Raw genomic sequence first — 21,868 nt, 5'->3', positions numbered from 1 at the left:
CTAAGTCCTTACTCGATGTATAGTATTGCCAAACAGTCCGTATACTGGTAGTAACATTTTAAAGGAGTGGATTTTATGTTCCTTAAAAGGAAGCTCGTTCCCGATAAACCTTTTCAATATAAAATGCACCATGAGGAAAAAGAAGCTTGTATGCTCATCACAGAAAAAATTGGGAACCTTCTTCCTAATACGCAAACCACTCCAGTGGTTGTGGTTTGCATTGGGACAGATCGTTCCACCGGGGATGCCCTTGGCCCATTGGTGGGTACCAAGCTTCATACCATCAAAGCCTTTCCGTTTCATGTGTACGGGACGCTGGACGATCCGGTACATGCGGTCAACCTGAAAGATAAGCTGAAAATGATTGAACAAAAGCATCCGGATGCTTTTATAATAGGAATTGATGCGTGCCTCGGAAAACTCAACCATGTGGGAATGGTCTCCATTGGGGAAGGACCGGTCAAACCAGGTGCCGGTGTCAATAAGGAGCTTCCGCCGGTTGGCGACATGCATTTAACCGGTATCGTGAACGTCAGCGGATTTATGGAATATTTCGTTCTCCAGAACACCCGCTTAAGCGTTGTTATGAAAATGGCCGAATTGATCGCGGATTCTTTGTATTTCGCATCCATGAGCCAGCGGGTGAAAAAGAACATCACACCGCTTCCCATTAAAGAAGATCTATACGCGATCAATAAAAAGAAGCCCGCCTTTTAACAAATTGAAGTTACACCCATATATAGGTAAATCAAAAACGACCAGATCGCCGTCTGGTCGTTTTCATATGCCTTTATCATTTGATCAAGTTATACCATGTTACACCGCCGTGTTTGGATTCAGAAATGCCATGGTTAACAAATCCCAATTTTTCATAAAAAGAGACTAACTCTTGTTTACACGTTAACGTAATTCCTTCTCTTTCTTTCTCTCTCATAAGCTCTTCCATTTTCTCGATTAAAAGCTTCGCAATCCCTTGATTTCTTGCCTGTTTAGAGACTGCTAATCCCAATACACTCTGATAACCGCCTCTTTTCGGATTTTCTATGATTTCCTTGAAAAGGCCATCGGTGATGTAAGGCTGGTTAATAACAGGTCCATTAATAAACCCTAGAATCTTCCCATCCGTTTCTGCCACAATAAAGGTGTCAGCGATTCGTTGAATCCTCTCCGCAAGCGCTTCTTTTGTCGCAGCTTCTTCTCTCGAAAAGCCTTCGTTCTCGATAACTAACAGCTGCTCTAAATCTGCAGGGTGAACTTTTCTTAAAGAAATCATTTATCAATAACTCCTATCCTGATTGGATTGATTCGCAGCAAAAACACACTCGTCTTCCTTCAAAAAAAGGTACTAGCATTCTTTTAAAAGGTTCCTCCTGCAAAGGCCGAAAGTTTGTCCCAATAGTAGATAATGCATACGATCAGAATGGTGAACAGCAACGCCGGCAGCAGGTTGGCCACCCGGATGGTGGTGAGGCGGAGAATGTTCAGACCAATCGCAAGGATCATGATTCCGCCTGTTCCGGTAATTTCGATGATAATCTGCTGCATGAGCGCATCCGGGACAAACCGGTCAATCTGGGTGGCAAACAGGGCAATCAGCCCTTGATAGAGCACCACAGGCACAGCTGAGAAAATAACGCCAACTCCAAGTGCTGATGTGAAAAAGATCGCACAAAATCCATCAATCATTGATTTAGTATAAAGTACTGCGTGATCATGTCGCAGTCCGCTATCCAGTGCCCCCACAATGGACATGGCCCCGATCACAAATACGAGCGTGGCGGTCACAAAAGCATTGGCAATGCCGCCTTTTTCCTTGCCGCCGAGCTTGGCCTCAAGCCAGTGTCCCAGTTGGCCAAGCTTTCCTTCCAGATCAAGTTTCTCACCCAGCACACCTCCGATCGCCAGACTGGCGATAACAATTAAAAATTGCTTGCTCTTTAAGCCCATGCCAATTCCAAGAATAATAACAGCCAGGCCCATCGCCTGCATGATGGTTGTTTTTGTTTTTTCGGGAATGTTTCTCCAAAAAAGCCCCAGCAAGCTCCCGATAATAATGGCCAGGCCATTGACCAGTGTCCCTAATAATGCCACTTTTCTTTCCCGCCTTTACCCATGATGTTTTAAAAGTACAAAAAGAAAAACCACCGCTTCGATGGTTTTACTGCTTTCCGATGAGATCGAGGATCCGTTCCAGATCTTCATCGGAGAAAAATTCAATTTCTATTTTGCCTTTTCGTTTTGTCCGTTTAATAGAAACTGAAGTGCCGAAATGGTCTCTGAGTGTTGATTCCTTTTCGACGATAAAGACACTTTTATCCTCGCTTTTTTTCTTTGTTTCACGTGGAACGTTAAGATTCACCTGTTGGATCAGCTTTTCAAGTTGGCGGACGTTGAGCTTTTCATTCACGCATTTCTCGACAACCGCCTGCATCTTTGCTTTCTTTTTCAATCCAAGCAGTGCCCGCCCGTGCCCCATGGAAAGCTCCCCTTGGGACATCATGTCCTGAACAGGATCCGGCAGCTGAAGCAGTCTCACAAAGTTGGCAATGTGCGGTCTGCTTTTGCCCACACGGCTTGCCAGTTCCTCCTGGGTGATTTTCAAATGCTCCATGAGCTTCTGGTAAGCCTGAGCTTCTTCGATAGGATTCAAATCTTCACGCTGAAGATTTTCAATCAGGGCAATTTCCATCATCTTTTGCTCTGTAAATTCCTTAACGATTACCGGCATCCGTTCCAATCCGGCTTCCTTTGCTGCCCTAAAACGGCGTTCTCCTACCACGATTTCATAGCCTTTAATGCTTTTTCTTGCAATGATCGGCTGCAGAACTCCATGCTCCTTGATGGACTCTGTCAGTTCTGCAATAGCTGATTCATTAAACACTTTCCTCGGTTGATAGGGATTGGGACGCAGTTCGGTTATTTTGATTTCAGAGACCGTATCTTCATTTTCAAAATCCGTGCCCGGAAAAAATGCATTAATTCCTTTACCTAACCCTTTCGCCACTGCCAATCACTTCCTTCGCTAATTCTAAATAAACTTCTGCACCTCTGGATTTAGGGTCGTAAATAATAATCGGTTTTCCATGGCTTGGCGCTTCAGATAGACGAACATTTCGAGGAATAATGGTGGTATAGACTTTATCCTGAAAGTACTTTTTCACTTCTTCAATAACCTGGATTCCCAAGTTGGTTCTGGCATCGAGCATTGTCAGCAGAACACCGTCAATGGTCAAATCCGTATTCAAATGCTTTTGTACGAGGCGGACCGTATTCAGCAACTGGCTCAAACCCTCGAGCGCATAATACTCACATTGTACCGGTATGACCACTCCGTCTGCTGCTGTGAGTGAGTTAATGGTCAATAGTCCGAGAGAAGGAGGGCAGTCAATAATGATAAAGTCATACTGGCGTTCAACAGACGAAAGGGCCCGTTTCAGCCTTACCTCCCTGGAAATGGTCGGCACCAGTTCAATTTCAGCACCAGCCAGTTGAATGGTCGACGGCAATATATGTAATCCTTCGCAAATCGTTTCCATAATGATGTCTTTTACTTCTGCGTCGTCGACAAGCACGTTATAAATGCATTGATCCACATCGCCTTTATCGACGCCAACTCCGCTCGTAGCATTCCCCTGCGGGTCTATATCAACAAGTAAAACCTTTTTGCCGAAATAAGCTAAACATGCTCCGAGGTTCACGGATGTCGTTGTTTTTCCAACCCCACCCTTTTGATTGGCAATTGCAATGGTTTTAGCCACGATGACACCTACCTCAATTCTTTACGAGAGTTCATTTCTTTCATCATATCATGAATTCCTCTTTTTTCTTACGGAAAATTCATAAAAAAGCGCAGAAAAATGTTCGGTTTTCACCCACAAAAAAGCTCCCTTCAGGATGGCTGAAAGGAGCTGTGACGGTTACTTTTTCGGTATGCGGATCGTGAATTGGTAGAATTCCTCATGATCCTCTTCTTCTGTATTTATGGTAAGGCCGCTTTGGAGAACCATATCCACGGACTGGCGGACAGTATTGATGGCCAGCCGCGTGTCCTTGCTGTAGGATTTCCTTTTCGCAACAGGTTTCTTTTCCTGGTTTTCTCCCTCAATCAGCTTTTTCACACGTTCTTCCGTCTGTTTGACGTTCAGGTGTTTTTCCAGAATCTCATTCAGGACGGCCTCCTGCTTATCGGGGGATTTAAGGATAATGAGAGCTCTTGCATGGCGTTCAGTGATTTGCTTTTGCAGCAACGCATCCTGGATGGGCTGGGGAAGTTTCAGCAAGCGGAGTTTGTTCGCTACCGTTGACTGTCCTTTTCCAAGCTTCTGTGCCAGACCTTCCTGGGTAAGGCCGTGAATCTCAAGAAGTTTGGCATAGGCCATCGCTTCTTCAATGGCTGTAAGTTCTTCGCGCTGCAGATTCTCTATAAGTGCAACAGAAGCCGTCTGACCATCATCAAATTCCTTGATGATCGCCGGTATGGCTTCCCAGCCAAGCTTTTGAACAGCTCGCCACCGGCGTTCTCCGGCAATAATTTCATAGGAACCATTTTCGGATGTTCTGACCACAATCGGCTGGATAATTCCGTGCGTTTCAATCGTTTGTGATAATTCTTCAATTCGTTCATCTATAAAAACGGTACGGGGCTGGAATTGGTTCGGGTGAATATTTTTCACCGGGAGCTGCACTATTTCTTCGTTATCGTTTTTCTCTTCAACTTCAGCTGTCTGATTTTTTTCGCCGATGCCGAATAAACGTGAAAAAGGATGTTTCATATGAATGACACCACCTTTTGTTATCTATCTTAGATTTTCGCTCTGCCCATCTGTTTTCCTGCCGGTTTTTGAAAAATTCTTTGGTATGCCAGCGTATGTATGCCAATGTTTCACGTGAAACATTGGCTTGCAGATTATGAAAGAGGACTCTTGTTTGGTGTCCCTGGCTTTCTTGGATATTTTTTTGGTGTGGCTTTTTCTTTGTCCACCAGAACGATGAATCTGTCGCTGTTCTCTTCAGGCAGCTTAAAGGAAAAAACATCGTTTACCTTTCCGCCCAATAGCTGGACAGCCTTTTTGCTGTCTTTCATCTCTTCCGGAAGCTGAGAGCCCTTCATCGCAAGAAAATGTCCGCCCTTTTTGGCAAGGGGGAGACACAATTCACTTAAAACAGACATTCTTGCCACTGCACGGGCCAGTACAAGATCATATGCCTCGCGTGTTTCTGGACGGTGTCCGAAGGTCTCTGCCCTGTCATGATAAAGTGATACATCACTTAATTCCAGCTTTTGTGTTAAGTGCTCCAAGAAAGTAATTCGTTTTTTCAATGAATCGCAGATTGAAAGCTTAATATGGGGAAAACAAATTTTCAGCGGGATGCCCGGAAAACCTGCTCCTGCACCCACATCGCAAACCGACAGCTCCTGATTAAAATCGAAAAAGAAGGCCGCAGACAGTGAATCATAAAAATGCTTCAGGTAAACTTCCTCTTTGTCCGTAATCGCGGTCAGGTTCATTTTCTCGTTCCATTCCACGAGAATGTGAAAATAGTCTTCAAACTGCTGAAGCTGGCGGGAAGAAAGGCGGATGCCCTTCTCCCCGAGTTTTTCTTCAAAGGTTGTTATATCCATTTCGTCCTCCAAACGCTTAATCTGCGGTTTTGGCCAGTTTCCCCTGCTCCAGGTAAACAAGCAAAATTGAAATGTCTGCAGGATTCACACCGGAAACCCGGGAAGCCTGGCCAACAGACAATGGACGGACTTCAAGCAATTTTTGTTTCGCTTCGGTTGCCAGTCCATTAATGGCCATATAGTCCAGATCAACTGGCAGCTTTTTGTTTTCCATTTTTCTCATTCGTTCCACTTGAGCGAGCTGCTTGTCGATGTATCCGGCGTATTTCGCCTGGATTTCCACCTGTTCGGCAATCACTTCATCCACAGCCGGCTCGGCAGGATGAATTTGTGCCACCACATCATACGTGATTTCCGGCCGTTTTAAAAGGGTAGCTGCTGTCATCGGTTCTTTTAGAGGTGAGCTTTTTGCCCCTGCAAGAATGTCCTGTACTTCAGGCGTAGGTTTGACGGTAACATGCTCAAGACGTTCAATTTCCTGGCGAACCTTTTCTTTTTTCACCAAAAACCGGTCATACCGTTCTTGAGGAATCAAGCCGATTTCATAGCCTTTTTCCGTGAGCCTCAAGTCTGCATTGTCGTGGCGGAGAAGCAGACGGTATTCGGCACGTGAAGTAAGCAGGCGGTACGGCTCATTTGTGCCTTTTGTAATGAGATCGTCGATGAGTACACCAATATAGGCTTCGGACCGGTCCAGAATCAGAGGGTCTTTGCCCTTCACTTTTAACGCAGCATTGATCCCCGCCATAACTCCTTGCCCGGCAGCTTCTTCATAGCCGCTCGTACCGTTTAGCTGTCCGGCAGTGAAGAGTCCTTCAACGAGCTTCGTTTCAAGGGACGGCCACAGCTGGGTTGGAACGATGGCATCATATTCAATCGCATAACCGGCACGCATCAGTTCAGCTTTCTCGAGGCCAGGAATGGTGGCAAGAATTTTCCGCTGTACATCTTCTGGCAGACTTGTAGAAAGACCTTGTACATAAACTTCTTCAGTATTTCTTCCCTCCGGTTCCAGAAAAATCTGGTGGCGCGGCTTATCGTTAAAACGAACCACTTTATCTTCAATGGAAGGGCAGTACCGGGGTCCGGTTCCTTCGATCATTCCCGAGTACATTGGGGAACGGTGAAGGTTTCCATTAATGAGTTCGTGTGTTTCAGGACTGGTATAGGTCAGCCAGCATGGAAGCTGGTCTGTAATATACTTCGTTGTTTCATATGAAAAAGCACGGGGTACCTCATCACCTGGTTGAATTTCTGTAACAGAATAATCAATGGTTTTGCTGTTAACGCGCGGAGGAGTACCTGTTTTAAAGCGGACCATTTGAAAACCAAGCTCTTGAAGATGGTAAGAAAGATTAACCGATGGCTGCATGTTGTTTGGACCGCTCTCGTAAGAAAGCTCACCAATGATGATTTTCCCTCGGAGGTAAGTTCCTGTGGTCAGAACCACGGCAGAAGCGCGATATTCTGCTCCCGTTTTGGTGATTACACCTTTACAAACGCCATCTTCCATCAAAAGGCGTTCAACCATGCCTTGTCTCAGTGTCAGGTGTTCGGTGTTTTCCATGGTCTTTTTCATTTCATTCTGATACATAAACTTATCGGCCTGGGCTCTGAGCGCACGAACCGCAGGTCCTTTTCCGGTATTCAGCATACGCATTTGAATATGCGTTTTATCAATATTTCGAGCCATTTCCCCACCGAGCGCATCAAGTTCGCGCACGACGATTCCTTTGGCAGGACCGCCGACAGACGGGTTGCACGGCATATAGGCAATGGTATCCAGGTTAAGGGTTAAACAAAGGGTTTCAGCTCCCATTCTTGCAGAAGCAAGTGCGGCTTCAACCCCTGCGTGGCCGGCTCCAACGACAATCACGTCAAATTGGCCTGCATCATATCCCATTATTTCTTCCTCCTTTTATTTCCCTAAACAGAACTGGGAGAACAACTGGTCGATCAGACTCTCGGAAACGGTGTCTCCAACAATCTCACCAAGAATCTCCCATGCCCTTGTTATATCAATTTGTACCATATCGATTGGCAAACTCATTTCGATGCCGTTCAGGGCCTCATCGATATGGCGAATAGTTTGCTGCAGGAGCGCAATATGTCTTGAATTCGAAACATACGTAATGTCCTGCGCTTCAATGCCTCCCTGGAAAAACAACTGGGCAATCCCCTCTTCAAGGCGATCCACCCCTTCTTCATGAAGAAGGGAGGTTGTGATCACAGGATGAGGTCCTGCCAGTTCCTTTACCCGGCTCATATCTATTTTTGGCTCCAGGTCTGTCTTATTGACGATCACGATAACATCAAGACCTTTTACCGCTTCAAAAAGGTTTTCATCCTCAGCGGAAAGAGATTCATTGCTGTTGATGACCAGCAATATCAAATCCGATTCTTTCAGCACTTTCCTGGATTTTTCAACCCCGATCCGTTCCACGATGTCTTCAGTCTCCCGAATCCCAGCGGTATCTACAAGGCGAAGGGGAACACCTCTAACATTTACGTACTCCTCAATCACATCGCGGGTCGTGCCGGCAATTTCCGTAACGATCGCTTTATTTTCATGAACAAGCGCATTCATCAGTGAAGATTTCCCCACGTTTGGGCGGCCGATAATGGCGGTTGAAAGACCCTCCCGCAAAATCTTCCCTTGCTGTGCCGTTATCAGGATTTTCTCTACTTCATCTTTTACAAAACCAAGCTTTTCATTTAAAAGCGCGTGCGTCATTTCCTCAGCGTCATACTCCGGATAATCGATGTTCACTTCCACATGGGCAATGGTTTCAAGCAGTGTCTGCCTTAATTTACCCACCAGCCTGGAAAGCCGGCCTTCCATTTGATTCAATGCGACATTCATGGCCCGGTCCGTTTTGGCACGGATCAAGTCCATGACCGCTTCCGCCTGGGACAGGTCAATACGTCCGTTTAAAAAGGCCCGTTTCGTAAATTCACCCGGCTCGGCAAGCCTTGCGCCGTGACTTAAGACAAGCTGCAGCACCCGGTTGACCGAAACAATACCGCCGTGGCAGTTGATCTCAATCACATCTTCTCTAGTGAAGGTACGCGGGCCACGCATGACGGAAACCATGACTTCCTCGACGGCTTCTTCCGTTTTTGGCTCGATGAGTTTTCCGTAATGTATCGAATGTGATTCTGCATCCTGCAGCTTCATTTTTCCCTTATATATGGAATCGGCAATCGAGACCGCTTCGCTGCCGCTTAACCTGACAATTGCGATAGCACCTTCCCCCATCGGTGTGGAGATCGCCGTAATTGTATCGTATTCCATCCTTCTCACCTCTCTTTGAAACCCAAAACTTACTCTATCTATACTATTATTTCCGTTATTTGCGTTTCTAACTATCCACAGTGGATAACTTTGTTACAAACGAATACATATTTATCCACAATACCTTTTAGTTTAACCCAGTTCGACTGCAAAAGGCAATGAAAAAACCCGCCTTCCCTTGTAAAAATAAAGGATGGCGGGCAGATACAGCGGGCGGTGCCCTGCTATAGTATCGTCAGTTCTTCGCGGGGCGGATGATGACCTTTCTGAACGGTTCTGCCCCTTCTGAAGATGTTTCGATTTTTTTATTGTTTCGAAGGGCCATATGTATGGCTTTTCGCTCATTGGACGGCATCGGATCAAGGGCAACGCCTTTTCCTGTCGCCGCCACTCTCTGGGCAGTGTGCATGGCCAGCCGTTGGAGCGATTCGCGGCGCCGCTCTCTGTAGTTTTCAGCATCGAGTATGATCCTGAGATAATTACTCGAATGATTATTGGCTACGAGATTGGTCAAGTACTGCAGAGAGTTAAGGGTTTGTCCCCTTTTTCCAATCAGAATGGCGATTTTTTCACCTGAAAGCTCAAAAATCGTTTCTTCACGGTTTTCTTTAAGTGAAATGGTAACAGGCACACCCATTTTATCGGTGACTTCCTGTAAAAAAGCAACAGCGGTCTTGATTGGATCCGGCTTGATGGAAACCTCGATGAGCGCAGGTTTGCCGCCAAAACCCAAAAAACCTTTTTTCGATTCTTCAAGAACTTTTACCTCAACCTCTTCTTTGGAAGCCTGAAGTTCGGCCAGTGCTGCTGAAACTGCTTCTTCAACTGTTTTTCCCGTTACCTGAATCTGTTTCACTTTTTAGCTCCCCTATCCAATTGGTTTGTCTTTTTCCTGTTCGGGGCTGTAATAAAATATGTCTGTACAATCATGAACATGTTACCAATTACCCAATAAAGCGATAATGCTGCCGGGAAGTTAATGGCAAAGACAACAATCATAACCGGCATGATGTAGAGCAGCATTTTCATCTGTGGATTTGGATTGTTTGTACCGCCCATCATAATCTTCTGCTGAAGGAAGGTCGTGATTCCGGCAATAATCGGCAAAGCATATACAGGATCTGGGTTTCCCAGGTCAAACCATAAAAAGCTGTGGTTTTTGATTTCCTGAGTACGCATAATGGCATGATAGAAACCAAGCAAGATCGGCATTTGGATCACCAAAGGCAGACAACCTGCAAGCGGGTTTACCCCCTGGGACTGGAACAACTGCATCGTTTCCTGCTGGAGTTTTTGCTGTGTAGTCGCATCTTTTGAACTGTATTTTTCACGAAGCTTCTGCAGTTCAGGCTGAATATCCTGCATTGCTTTTGAGCTTCTTGTCTGTTTGATCATGAGCGGCAACAACGCAAGACGGATCAAAATGGTAACAACCACAATGGACAGCCCGTAATTGTTCCCCATCATCTCGGCGAATTGAGTAATTACCCAGGATAACGGATAAACAACGTACTCATTCCAGACTCCGGTACTTTCTGAAGTTATTGGTGTTTTTACAGAACTACAGCCAGACAATAAAAGCATTAAACTGGCCAGAGCAAACGGTATTCCTAATTTCTTTCGCACTCCTCATCCTCCTTAAAGCATTGTTTCTATATTTTCAGCGCTTCTTCTTTTCGGGTACAGGATCAATCCCTCCCGGATGGAAAGGATGGCATTTTAAAATCCTCTTTAACGTCAGCCACGATCCCTTAATGGCCCCAAATCGTTGAAGCGCTTCAATTCCATAATGCGAACATGTAGGATAAAAACGGCAGGTCGGCGGGGTCAACGGTGAGATAAACCGTTGGTAAAAACGAAAAATCAGGATCAAAAGCCGTTTCATTTACGCTTATCCCTTGACTGTCTGAACAAACCGGCACGCTGCAGCACATGCAGAAGGCTTTTTTCCATCTCAAAGTAATCCATGTCAGCTGTTGGATTCCGGGCAATAACAATATAATCCCTGCTGGATGCAATCTCCTCTTCGTGCTTCATAAATATTTCTTTCACTACTCGCTTGATTCGGTTGCGGGTTACGGCTTTTCCCACCCGCTTGCTTACTGACAAACCCAATCTTAAATGAGGCTGATCGTTTTTTTCCAGCGCATATATTACAAATTGGCGGTTGGCAGACGATTTTCCTCTTTTAAACACTTCTTGAAACTCTTCATTCTTTTTTAAGCGCTTTTGCTTTTCCATCCGGCAACACTCCACCTGGATCTCAATACTTCTCTAGTACATTCCATTCTTATCATTAACAGTATCGGCTACTTCATTTTATTTAAACAATTATCAACTTTTCCCTTATATCAGAAAAAAGACCACTGATTGTCAGTGGCCTATGCAGATAATACTTTTCTTCCTTTTTGGCGGCGGCGAGCTAGAACTTTACGGCCGTTCTTTGTTGCCATACGCGCACGAAAACCATGTACTTTCTTACGTTTACGGTTATTTGGTTGAAACGTTGGTTTCATTATATATTACACCTCCCTGAGGATATATCAAAAAGACAGTCTAAGTAAGTATAAGGATTCAACCCTCTGTTTGTCAAGACTTCTTGAAATTTATTTAAGGAACAAGAATATTACGCTCCAGGATGTCTTTTGCCGATCTTCTCCCTTATTTTTTTAATTCGACACGCTGTGGATAGTTTTTTCGACACGATTTTCATTATCCACACCCTTTATCGACAAGTTTTACACAAAATCTTGTGCTGTGGACAACACCTTTACACAAGTTGTAGGGGTTGTGGATAAGTACGAGAAACTCATTGCATTCATGGTATTTTTTTGATATGATTGTTGTGTTTTAACTCGTTGATAACTTCATGCGACAATATTTTTATCCACATGCTGTGGATAAAGTTGTGGACATTTAAAATAATGTGTTTATAAGGTTGTCCACATCCTCAGAATGAAACGCCTTATACTGATTTTCTACTATATTAATAGATTGTGCACGTTTGCTGTGAATAGAATAATTATGCGTACGTATACATATGGCTGTACAACGCTTATACATCATGGTGTATTCTTCAGCAACTGTGCCCTCATCAAAACCTCAAGATCCATTTAGTCAAAGCTTTTTTATCATTTTGAACATCGATTTCGATTTTCATTCGCTAAAACAGCCTTTGACTAATCTTGGGGTTTGCTTTCGCTAGTCCACAAAAGAGCAGCAATTTCATGGAATATCTTCGTTTATATAAATTACTTAGGAGGTACTGTTGGTGGAAAATATTAATGACCTATGGAACAAAGCATTGGCTGCCATGGAAAAAAAGGTCAGCAAACCCAGCTTTGAGACATGGTTAAAGTCCACAGCGGCGCACGCACTGCAAAATGATACGCTCATCATTACAGCACCGAACGAGTTTGCCCGTGACTGGCTGGAATCCCGTTATTCCACCTTGATTTCCGAAACTCTTCAGGATGTGACAGGGGCTGCGCTGGATGTCAAATTCATTATTCCTCAAAATCAGATGGAAGAAGAAGTTGACTTTGAAAAAGTATTGAAAAAAACGCAAAAAGTGAACGTGGAGCAGCAGGAGGAAGTTGCCCAGAGCATGATGAACCCAAAGTATACCTTTGACCGGTTCGTTATCGGATCGGGCAACCGGTTTGCCCATGCGGCATCTCTGGCTGTAGCAGAAGCACCGGCCAAAGCATACAATCCGCTCTTTATTTACGGAGGAGTCGGCCTGGGAAAGACCCACTTGATGCATGCGATCGGCCATTATGTGGTTGACCATAAGCCGAATGCAAAGGTGGCTTATCTGTCATCTGAAAAGTTCACTAATGAATTCATTAACTCGATTCGTGACAATAAAACGGTCGAATTTAGAAATAAATTCAGAAGTGTCGACATTCTTCTTATCGATGATATTCAATTCCTTGCCGGAAAAGAACAAACTCAAGAAGAATTTTTCCATACATTTAACGCGCTTCACGAAGAAAGCAAGCAAATCGTCATTTCAAGTGACCGCCCTCCCAAGGAGATCCCGACGCTTGAGGACAGGCTTCGTTCCCGCTTCGAATGGGGATTGATCACGGACATCACTCCGCCTGATCTTGAAACAAGAATCGCCATACTGCGCAAGAAGGCGAAAGCGGAGGGTCTGGATATACCGAATGAAGTGATGCTGTACATCGCCAATCAAATTGATACCAATATTCGTGAGCTGGAGGGGGCTTTGATTCGTGTAGTTGCCTACTCTTCACTCATCAACCAGGATATGAATGCAGATCTTGCAGCCGAGGCACTTAAGGATATTATTCCTTCCTCCAAGCCGCGCATGATTACCATTCACCACATCCAAGAGATTGTCGGGCGGCATTATAACATCAAGCTTGAAGATTTTACTGCGAAAAAGAGAACAAAATCGGTTGCTTTTCCCCGCCAGATTGCCATGTATCTTGCAAGGGAATTAACCGACAATTCTTTGCCCAAAATTGGAGAAGAATTTGGCGGAAGAGACCATACTACCGTGCTTCATGCTCATGAAAAAATTTCGAACCTAATGGTTTCTGACCAGCAGCTGCAAAAAAGTATCAAAGAAATTCACGATCAGTTAAAATCGTAATACTGTTCCATATGTCTTTTTGCTGGGGATTTTGTGAATAACTTGTTCGCTCTTATGCACAGTCTGTCCACATGTGGATAGGCTGTCTTTCCTTGCATTTCACATACTTATCCACAGATTCACAGGCCCTACTATTACTACGACTGTTTTTTATTTAAAAAAATTAATAATATAACCGAATTCCAATAAGAAAATTGTTCAGGGGGATGATCATGAAATTTCAGATTAACCGAAGCCAGCTAATTGAAGGTGTACAGGATGTAATGAAGGCTGTATCTTCAAGAACGACGATACCGATTTTGACGGGTATAAAAATGGTGGTTCACAGTGAAGGGATGACACTGACAGGAAGTGACTCCGATATTTCCATCGAACGCCTGATTCCGATGGAAGAAAATGGGGAAGTCAATCTTGAGGTCCAAAAACCAGGAAGCATTGTTCTTCAGGCAAGGTATTTTTCCGAAATCGTAAAAAAAATGCCGAATGATACCGTGGAAGTTGAAGTGGGAGAGCGTTTTGAAACAAAACTCCGCTCCGGAGCTTCCGAATTCAGCCTTGTTGGTCTGGATCCAGAAGAATATCCCCGCCTTCCGCAGATTGAAGAACAAAACGTGTTCAGTATCCAGGGAGATCTGCTTCGCCAAATTATCAGACAAACTGTCTTTGCGGTGTCCACGTCAGAAACACGTCCTATATTAACCGGTGTGAACATTAATCTTGAAGACAATGTTCTCAGCTGTGTAGCGACAGACAGCCACCGACTTGCACAGAGGACCGCAAGAATTGAAAGCAATACAGAAGGGCTTTCGTTCCAAAACGTAGTGATTCCGGGAAAAAGCTTAAATGAATTGTCCAAAATTGTTGAGGAATCTGCAGAGCTAGTGCAAATCGTTGTTACAGACAATCAGGTTTTATTTAAAACAAAAAATACGTTATTCTTTTCAAGACTGCTTGACGGAAATTATCCGGATACAAGCAAATTGCTTCCAAGTGAAAGCAAAACAACGTTAGGTTTATCGACGAAAGATTTTCTTCAGGCAATTGACCGGGCGTCTCTGCTTGCCCGCGAAGGACGAAACAATGTGGTGAAACTTGCCACGCTCGATAACCAGACCATTGAAATTTCATCCAATTCTCCGGAAATCGGTAAAGTGTACGAACATGTCGTCACGGAATCCATGGAGGGTGAAGAGCTGAAAATTTCCTTCAATGCGAAATATATGATTGATGCATTAAAAGCGATGGACTGTTCAGAGATTCAGGTTTTGTTTACAGGAGCCATGAGGCCATTCCTCATTACCCCGGTGGACAACGAAATCGTCAAACAGCTGATCCTGCCTGTCCGAACATATTAAAATTTAAGTATGACAACGATAAAAAAAGCTGCTGGTTCTCCGGCAGCTTTTATGCCTTTCATAAAGGGTTGAAAATAGAGAATACTAGTCTGAAAAGGAGTGTTATGATGGAGAACGTGCAAATAACGACTGAATACATTACTCTGCAGCAGCTGCTCAAACATGTAGATGCCATCTCAAGTGGGGGAATGGTAAAATGGTATTTAGAAGAAAATGAAGTGCTGGTTAATGGTGAGCGGGAAAACCGCCGGGGAAGAAAGCTTTACGAGGGAGATAAAGTTTCTGTTCCCGAATTGGGCGAGATCACTGTTTCCAGATAAATGGGGGTATCCCGTTGTATATTGAACAATTGGACATAAGAAATTACAGAAACTATTCATCCCAGCATCTTGATTTCGAAAACAAGGTCAATGTGTTTTTGGGTGAGAATGCTCAGGGGAAAACAAATGTGATGGAAGCCATCTACGTTCTGGCCATGGCAAAGTCCCATAGAACTCCCCGCGATAAAGAATTAATCTATTGGGACGAAGAATATGCTAAAATAGAAGGACGGGTTCAAAAAAGGACCGGTCCATTCAGTTTAAGCCTGGTTGTTTCACAAAAAGGCAAGAAAGCAAAAGTCAATGGACTGGAACAGCGGAGATTGACTGACTATATAGGGGCGTTAAATGTCGTCATGTTTGCACCTGAGGATTTGAATCTTGTTAAAGGGAGTCCCCAGGTGCGACGTCGTTTTATTGATATGGAGATCGGGCAGGTTAATCCGGTCTATCTTCATTATTTATCGCAATATCAAAAGGTTCTTGCCCAGCGCAATTCTCTTTTGCGGGACATGCAGCGCAGCCGTTCCAAAGAAAATACGGTCATGCTTGATATTTTGACAGAACAACTGATACAGGCGGCGGCACGGGTAACGGAAAAGCGAGTGAGTTACATGAAACTCCTCCAAAGCTGGGCCGATCCCATACACCACGGCATCTCCAGAGGGCTGGAACGCCTTGAAGTGATATATAAACCGACTGTAGAGGTATGTGAAGAGCAAGAATTGTCGAAAATGATAGAAGCATATGAAGAAAAGTTTGTTAAAATAAAAGACAGAGAAATAGAACGCGGCACCTCTTTGTTCGGCCCGCACCGTGATGATCTGCTTTTTCATGTGAATGGGAAAGATGTACAGACGTTCGGTTCACAGGGCCAGCAGAGGACCACGGCGCTGTCGATCAAATTAGCAGAGATTGATCTTATTCATTCAGAAGTCGGAGAGTACCCGCTGCTCCTGCTGGATGATGTGTTGTCAGAACTTGATGACTATCGGCAATCTCATTTGCTGAATACCATACAAGGCAAAGTACAGACCTTTGTTACCACAACAAGCGTGGAAGGCATACACCATGAAACGCTCGATAAGGCAGCAACGTACCATGTTGAACAAGGTGCGATTGAACGGATAAGGTGAGGTGGACTATGTTATTGCATATTGGCGAAGAAGCGGTTATTCAGCAAAAGGAAATTGTGGCGATTCTTGATTACCGTGCGCTTGAGAGCTCGGAATTAATGAGTGCCTTTTTAAGACAGCATAAAGAAATGAAAAGCATGGTGAACTTATGCCATACCAATCATCATCCCAAATCTGTCATCATTACAAAAGAACATGTCTATATCTCCCCTCTATCCTCAATCACGTTAAAAAAGCGGGCAGGAGAACGGATTGATTTTGCCCATAGCTCGTACGTCAAGTAAGACAGGTAATCGTTTAAAAATGTTCCCGAAACCGAAATGTAGGTGAAGAAAAAAATGAGTACTGATCAAGAATTAGAACAGCATTATGATGAAAGTGATATTCAGGTATTAGAAGGACTGGAAGCTGTCCGCAAACGCCCGGGTATGTATATTGGCTCCACCAATGTGAGAGGATTGCACCATCTCGTATGGGAAATTGTCGACAACTCCATTGATGAAGCGCTTGCCGGATACTGTGATGAGATTACAGTAACGATCGAAAAAGACAACAGCATCACCGTAACCGATAACGGACGCGGAATCCCGGTCGGAATCCATGAAAAAATGGGACGTCCGGCTGTGGAGGTCATCATGACGGTTCTTCATGCCGGCGGTAAATTCGGCGGCGGAGGCTATAAAGTATCCGGTGGTCTGCACGGGGTAGGTGCATCGGTTGTTAACGCGCTGTCCAGTGAAATGGAAGTTACCATTTACCGTGACGGAAAGATTCACTATCAGAAATATCACAGGGGAATTCCTACTGCTGACCTTAAAGTGATCGGCGAAACGGAAGACAGGGGTACAAGAACTCATTTTGTGCCGGATACAGAAATTTTCACAGAAACCATTGAATATGATTTTGAGACTCTGTCCCAGCGGATCAGAGAATTGGCCTATCTCAACCGTGGCATTAAAATTGTCGCCATCGACAAACGTGAAGAAGAACCTGTGGTACAGGAATATCACTATGAAGGCGGAATTAAATCCTACGTTGAACATATCAACCGCTCGCGTGAAGCGATTCATGAGCCGATTTTTATTGAAGGTGAAAAAGAAGGCATTTCTCTTGAAATTGCCTTGCAGTATAACGACAGCTATACAAGCAATATTTACTCGTTTGCCAACAATATTAATACACATGAGGGCGGTACGCATGAATCCGGATTTAAAACCGCCCTGACCCGTGTAATTAACGATTATGGCCGACGTAATAATATTTTTAAAGACAGTGATACGAACCTTTCCGGTGATGATGTACGTGAAGGCTTGACGGCGATCATCTCCATCAAGCATCCGGATCCGCAGTTTGAAGGACAAACGAAAACAAAGCTCGGCAACTCTGAAGCAAGGACGATCACCGAATCACTGTTTTCCGAACAGTTTTCCACCTTTATGCTTGAGAACCCTGATGTGGCACGGAAAGTAGTGGAAAAAGGGATGATGGCGCTCCGTGCCCGCGTGGCTGCGAAAAAAGCGCGTGAGTTAACCCGAAGAAAAAGCGCACTGGAGGTTTCTTCTCTTCCAGGAAAGCTTGCAGATTGCTCATCCAAGGATGCCAGCATCTCCGAGCTGTACATCGTTGAGGGTGACTCAGCGGGCGGATCCGCCAAACAGGGGCGTGACCGTCACTTCCAGGCCATTTTGCCATTGCGCGGTAAAATCATTAACGTGGAAAAAGCGCGTCTTGATAAAATTCTCTCAAACAATGAGATCCGTGCCATCATTACAGCACTTGGCACCGGGATTGGAGAGGACTTTGACATTACCAAAGCCCGCTATCATAAAGTCATCATCATGACTGATGCCGATGTCGACGGCGCGCACATTCGTACACTGCTTCTGACGTTCTTCTATCGTTACATGCGGCCGATCGTGGAAAACGGCTATGTCTATATTGCCCAGCCGCCTTTATACAAAGTGCAGCAGGGAAAACGGATTGAATATGCTTATAATGATAAAGAAATGGAAAGAATTATGGGTGAGCTTCCGCAGAATCCGAAACCTGGCGTTCAACGTTATAAAGGTCTTGGAGAAATGAACCCTGCACAGTTATGGGAAACCACAATGGATCCGACTACGCGGACATTGCTGCAGGTTGAACTGAAAGATGCAATTGAAGCGGATCAAACCTTTGATATTCTGATGGGAGATAAGGTTGAACCCCGCCGCGATTTCATTCAGGAAAACGCCCATTATGTAAAAAACTTGGATATTTAACATCAGTGGAAACAGGGGACATCCCTGTTTCTCTTACCGTTTTTATAGATCTTTATTTAAGTAAAAAGTAAATGGAACATGCAGTAAATGGAGGTTAGAATCAATGTCTGAAGCAGATCAATCCCGGGTGAAGGAAATAAATATCAGCTCGGAAATGCGTACTTCTTTTATGGATTATGCGATGAGTGTTATTGTCAGCCGTGCTCTTCCGGATGTCCGGGATGGCCTGAAGCCTGTTCACCGGCGTATTCTTTATGCCATGAACGACTTGGGCATGACCGCAGATAAAGCATACAAGAAGTCAGCGCGTATCGTCGGAGAAGTAATCGGTAAGTATCACCCGCACGGCGACTCTGCCGTGTATGAAACCATGGTCCGTATGGCACAGGATTTCAACTACCGCCACATGCTTGTTGACGGACATGGTAACTTTGGATCCGTTGACGGTGACGCCGCAGCGGCCATGCGTTATACCGAAGCCAGAATGTCCAAGATCGCCATGGAAATTGTCCGTGACATCAATAAAGACACCATTGATTACAAAGATAACTATGACGGCTCGGAAAGAGAACCCGTTGTTATGCCTTCCCGTTTTCCAAACCTGCTTGTTAACGGTACATCGGGAATCGCGGTGGGTATGGCAACGAACATTCCTCCTCATCACCTTGGAGAAGTCATTGACGGTGTGCTTGAACTTAGCCAAAATCCTGACATCTCAATTCCTGAGCTTATGGAATTTATTCCTGGTCCGGATTTCCCGACAGCAGGTGAGATCCTTGGTCGTGAAGGAATCAGAAAGGCCTACCAGACAGGAAGGGGTTCCATCATTATCCGTGCCAAAGCGGAAATTGAAGAACAATCCAATGGCAAAAACTTCATCATTGTCAGCGAACTTCCTTATCAGGTCAACAAAGCCCGATTGGTAGAAAAAATTGCTGAATTAGTAAGAGACAAAAAAGTCGATGGCATTACTGATCTTCGTGACGAATCCGACCGTAACGGGATGAGAATTGTTATTGAAGTCCGCCGCGATGCTAATGCCAATGTGCTGTTGAATAACCTGTACAAGCATACGGCACTGCAAACAAGCTTCGGAATTAACATGCTTGCCCTTGTCGATGGGCAGCCGAAGGTCCTTAATTTAAAGGAATGTCTGCATTATTATTTGAAACATCAGCAGGTTATTATTCGCAGAAGAACCGAATTTGAGCTTCGCAAGGCTGAAGCCAGGGCACACATCCTCGAAGGTTTGCGCATTGCGCTTGATCATCTGGATGAAGTCATTGCGTTGATTCGCGGATCAAGAACAACAGACATTGCACGTGACGGTTTGATGGAAAGGTTTGGTTTAAGCCTTGAACAGGCCCAGGCAATCCTGGAAATGCGCTTGCAGCGTCTGACCGGTCTGGAACGCGATAAAATTGAAAATGAATATAAAGAGCTTGTTGCTTTAATTGCCGAACTCCGCGCGATACTGGCGGACGAGGAAAAAATCCTTGAAATCATCCGTGAAGAACTCACCGAAGTTAAAGAGCGTTTTGCGGATGAGCGCCGAACCAATATTACGGTTGGCTTTGATATGATCGAGGATGAAGATTTAATTCCAAGAACAAACGTAGTTATTACTCTGACCAACAATGGCTATATCAAACGACTTCCGATCTCCACGTACCGCTCACAGCGACGGGGAGGAAGAGGAATCCAGGGTATGGGCACAGGGGATGAAGATTTCGTGGAACACCTGTTCACCACGAATTCCCATAACACGATCTTGTTCTTCACCAACAAAGGGAAGGTATATCGTCTAAAAGGATACGAAATCCCTGAGATGAGCAGAACTGCAAAAGGAATTCCAATTATCAATATGCTTCAGGTTGAACGCGGAGAAACGATTTCTGCTGTTATTCCGGTGGAAGAATTTGAAGATACCTGGTATCTCAACTTCATGACACGACACGGGATTACCAAGCGTTCACCGCTTTCCCAATTTGCCAATATCCGCAAAGGCGGTTTGTTTGCCATTACCTTGCGTGACGAGGATGAATTGATGGGAGTCAAACTGACCGATGGCAACAAAGAAATCATTGTCGGAACAAGCAAAGGTATGGCGATCCGTTATAAAGAGGATGATGTGCGGTCCATGGGCCGTACAGCTGCAGGTGTAAAAGCCGTCACTCTTGGCAAAGACGATTATGTTGTCGGCATGGAAGTACTTGATGAAGGGCATGAGGTCCTGATTGTTACGGAAAATGGCTTCGGCAAACGTACGCCGATGGAAGAATACCGACTGCAGTCCCGTGGCGGTAAAGGGATTAAAACATGCAATATTACCGAAAGAAATGGCGATATCACTGCCCTTAAAACCGTTACAAACGAACAGGATCTGATGATCATTACCGCAGACGGCATTCTTATCCGTATGAATGTGGAAGGCATCTCCTCCATGGGCCGAAACACACAAGGTGTGAAGCTGATCTCCATGCAGGAAGGCAATCACGTGGCCACGGTAGCAGTCGTTGAAAAAGAAGAAGAATTGGATGAAGCCATTGATGAGGCCATCGAAGAAACAATGGAACCCAGCGCTGATGAACAAGAATTAAAAGTGGAAACAAATGAAACGGAAGTACATGACGAAGACAGCGATACCGATCCAGAAGAATAAGCAATACAGTAAAAAGGCTGTTAAAAGTGAATCCACTTCTAACAGCCTTTTTTTCTTTGATTCATTTCTTTTCAGTAGAAATACATTTTTTATAAAAAACACTTGCAATGTATATAATAAGATGGTATATTTATTTAGCTTCTTGTTAAGCCTGTTTGACAGGCAAATCTCCGAAAAAACTTTTTAGAGAAAATGGTTGACTTGATAGATGCTAATATGGTATTCTAATAAAGTCGCCAAAACGAGCGGCGCAAACAAAATGTTCTTTGAAAACCAAACAAAAGCCAGAGTAAGTCAGGGATTTTACAATCCCATCAATTTCTTATTTTTAAACTTTAAGAGCTATATCAAACACTTTATTGGAGAGTTTGATCCTGGCTCAGGATGAACGCTGGCGGCGTGCCTAATACATGCAAGTCGAGCGAATGACGAGGAGCTTGCTCCTCTGATTTAGCGGCGGACGGGTGAGTAACACGTGGGTAACCTGCCTGTAAGACGGGGATAACTCCGGGAAACCGGAGCTAATACCGGATGATAACGAGAAGCGCCTGCTTCTTTTTTGAAAGTCGGTTTCGGCTGACGCTTACAGATG

General features: G+C 44.6%; 21 protein-coding genes and 1 rRNA gene. 9 read left to right on the top strand and 13 right to left on the bottom strand.

Going from position 1 to position 21,868, the window contains the following annotated elements; translation table 11 throughout:
- The first annotated feature begins 75 nt into the window (after positions 1 to 75).
- Positions 76 to 717, top strand: coding sequence for a spore protease YyaC (gene yyaC / locus AS030_RS15440; RefSeq protein ID WP_061973114.1), 642 nt, complete (start codon positions 76 to 78; stop codon positions 715 to 717).
- 76 nt (positions 718 to 793) lie between these two features.
- Here the strand turns inward: yyaC and AS030_RS15435 are convergent, their stop codons facing one another.
- From AS030_RS15435 to rpmH, 13 genes are all read right to left on the bottom strand, one after another.
- Entirely contained in the window at positions 794 to 1,273 is a 480-nt protein-coding gene (locus AS030_RS15435) for a GNAT family N-acetyltransferase (protein WP_061973111.1), read from the bottom strand.
- Between the two features lie 83 nt (positions 1,274 to 1,356).
- Positions 1,357 to 2,091, bottom strand: a complete 735-nt coding sequence (locus AS030_RS15430; protein WP_061973108.1) for a DUF554 domain-containing protein — start codon at positions 2,089 to 2,091, stop codon at positions 1,357 to 1,359.
- Positions 2,092 to 2,158: 67 nt separating this feature from the next.
- Positions 2,159 to 3,004, bottom strand: a complete 846-nt coding sequence (locus AS030_RS15425; protein ID WP_061973105.1) for a ParB/RepB/Spo0J family partition protein — start codon at positions 3,002 to 3,004, stop codon at positions 2,159 to 2,161.
- On the bottom strand, positions 2,985 to 3,758 hold the full coding sequence (locus AS030_RS15420; RefSeq protein ID WP_061973102.1) for a ParA family protein: 774 nt from the start codon (positions 3,756 to 3,758) through the stop codon (positions 2,985 to 2,987). Before AS030_RS15420 ends, AS030_RS15425 begins: the two co-directional genes overlap by 20 nt.
- 159 nt (positions 3,759 to 3,917) lie before the next feature.
- On the bottom strand, positions 3,918 to 4,772 hold the full coding sequence (noc, locus tag AS030_RS15415; RefSeq protein ID WP_061973100.1) for a nucleoid occlusion protein: 855 nt from the start codon (positions 4,770 to 4,772) through the stop codon (positions 3,918 to 3,920).
- 134 nt (positions 4,773 to 4,906) lie between these two features.
- Entirely contained in the window at positions 4,907 to 5,623 is a 717-nt protein-coding gene (rsmG, locus tag AS030_RS15410) for a 16S rRNA (guanine(527)-N(7))-methyltransferase RsmG (RefSeq protein ID WP_061973097.1), read from the bottom strand.
- A 16-nt stretch (positions 5,624 to 5,639) separates the two neighbouring features.
- Entirely contained in the window at positions 5,640 to 7,526 is a 1,887-nt protein-coding gene (mnmG, locus tag AS030_RS15405; RefSeq protein ID WP_061973095.1) for a tRNA uridine-5-carboxymethylaminomethyl(34) synthesis enzyme MnmG, read from the bottom strand.
- Positions 7,527 to 7,541: 15 nt separating this feature from the next.
- Positions 7,542 to 8,918 carry a tRNA uridine-5-carboxymethylaminomethyl(34) synthesis GTPase MnmE gene (mnmE, locus tag AS030_RS15400; protein WP_061973092.1) on the bottom strand — a complete coding sequence of 459 codons (1,377 nt, stop codon included), beginning with the start codon at positions 8,916 to 8,918 and terminating at the stop codon, positions 7,542 to 7,544.
- A 235-nt stretch (positions 8,919 to 9,153) separates the two neighbouring features.
- Entirely contained in the window at positions 9,154 to 9,774 is a 621-nt protein-coding gene (jag, locus tag AS030_RS15395; protein WP_061973090.1) for an RNA-binding cell elongation regulator Jag/EloR, read from the bottom strand.
- Complete coding sequence (gene spoIIIJ, locus AS030_RS15390; protein ID WP_061973087.1) at positions 9,771 to 10,544, bottom strand: YidC family membrane integrase SpoIIIJ; 774 nt, start codon at positions 10,542 to 10,544, stop codon at positions 9,771 to 9,773. Before spoIIIJ ends, jag begins: the two co-directional genes overlap by 4 nt.
- Positions 10,545 to 10,578: 34 nt before the next feature.
- Positions 10,579 to 10,803: a membrane protein insertion efficiency factor YidD gene (yidD, locus tag AS030_RS15385; RefSeq protein ID WP_061973085.1), complete on the bottom strand. Its 225-nt coding sequence runs from the start codon at positions 10,801 to 10,803 to the stop codon at positions 10,579 to 10,581.
- The gene (rnpA, locus tag AS030_RS15380; protein WP_061973082.1) at positions 10,800 to 11,159 is read right to left on the bottom strand and encodes a ribonuclease P protein component; all 360 of its coding nucleotides are present in this window, start codon (positions 11,157 to 11,159) and stop codon (positions 10,800 to 10,802) included. The genes yidD and rnpA overlap by 4 nt, the downstream gene beginning before the upstream one ends.
- A gap of 140 nt (positions 11,160 to 11,299) precedes the next feature.
- Complete coding sequence (gene rpmH / locus AS030_RS23125; protein ID WP_007201576.1) at positions 11,300 to 11,434, bottom strand: 50S ribosomal protein L34; 135 nt, start codon at positions 11,432 to 11,434, stop codon at positions 11,300 to 11,302.
- A 755-nt stretch (positions 11,435 to 12,189) separates the two neighbouring features.
- Here rpmH and dnaA point away from each other — a divergent pair.
- The 8 genes from dnaA to AS030_RS15340 form a co-directional block, all read left to right on the top strand.
- On the top strand, positions 12,190 to 13,542 hold the full coding sequence (gene dnaA, locus AS030_RS15375; protein ID WP_061973079.1) for a chromosomal replication initiator protein DnaA: 1,353 nt from the start codon (positions 12,190 to 12,192) through the stop codon (positions 13,540 to 13,542).
- A 212-nt stretch (positions 13,543 to 13,754) separates the two neighbouring features.
- Positions 13,755 to 14,897, top strand: a complete 1,143-nt coding sequence (dnaN, locus tag AS030_RS15370; protein WP_061973077.1) for a DNA polymerase III subunit beta — start codon at positions 13,755 to 13,757, stop codon at positions 14,895 to 14,897.
- Between the two features lie 107 nt (positions 14,898 to 15,004).
- Positions 15,005 to 15,217 carry a S4 domain-containing protein YaaA gene (gene yaaA / locus AS030_RS15365; protein ID WP_129478625.1) on the top strand — a complete coding sequence of 71 codons (213 nt, stop codon included), beginning with the start codon at positions 15,005 to 15,007 and terminating at the stop codon, positions 15,215 to 15,217.
- Between the two features lie 14 nt (positions 15,218 to 15,231).
- Positions 15,232 to 16,353, top strand: coding sequence for a DNA replication/repair protein RecF (gene recF, locus AS030_RS15360; protein ID WP_061973071.1), 1,122 nt, complete (start codon positions 15,232 to 15,234; stop codon positions 16,351 to 16,353).
- Positions 16,354 to 16,361: 8 nt separating this feature from the next.
- Positions 16,362 to 16,637 (top strand): extracellular matrix regulator RemB, encoded by a 276-nt coding sequence (gene remB / locus AS030_RS15355; protein ID WP_061973069.1) that lies wholly within the window; start codon positions 16,362 to 16,364, stop codon positions 16,635 to 16,637.
- A gap of 54 nt (positions 16,638 to 16,691) precedes the next feature.
- Complete coding sequence (gene gyrB / locus AS030_RS15350) at positions 16,692 to 18,614, top strand: DNA topoisomerase (ATP-hydrolyzing) subunit B (RefSeq protein ID WP_061973066.1); 1,923 nt, start codon at positions 16,692 to 16,694, stop codon at positions 18,612 to 18,614.
- A 103-nt stretch (positions 18,615 to 18,717) separates the two neighbouring features.
- Entirely contained in the window at positions 18,718 to 21,276 is a 2,559-nt protein-coding gene (gyrA, locus tag AS030_RS15345; protein WP_061973064.1) for a DNA gyrase subunit A, read from the top strand.
- A gap of 356 nt (positions 21,277 to 21,632) precedes the next feature.
- A 16S ribosomal RNA gene (locus tag AS030_RS15340) occupies positions 21,633 to 21,868 on the top strand; the annotation flags it as partial.

Origin of the sequence: Fictibacillus enclensis, from assembly GCF_001457035.1 — a bacterium.
Lineage (GTDB): Bacteria > Bacillota > Bacilli > Bacillales > Fictibacillaceae > Fictibacillus_C > Fictibacillus_C enclensis.
The sequence above is the reverse complement of the archived record's forward strand: the minus strand, read 5'-3'. Positions and strand labels throughout refer to the sequence as shown.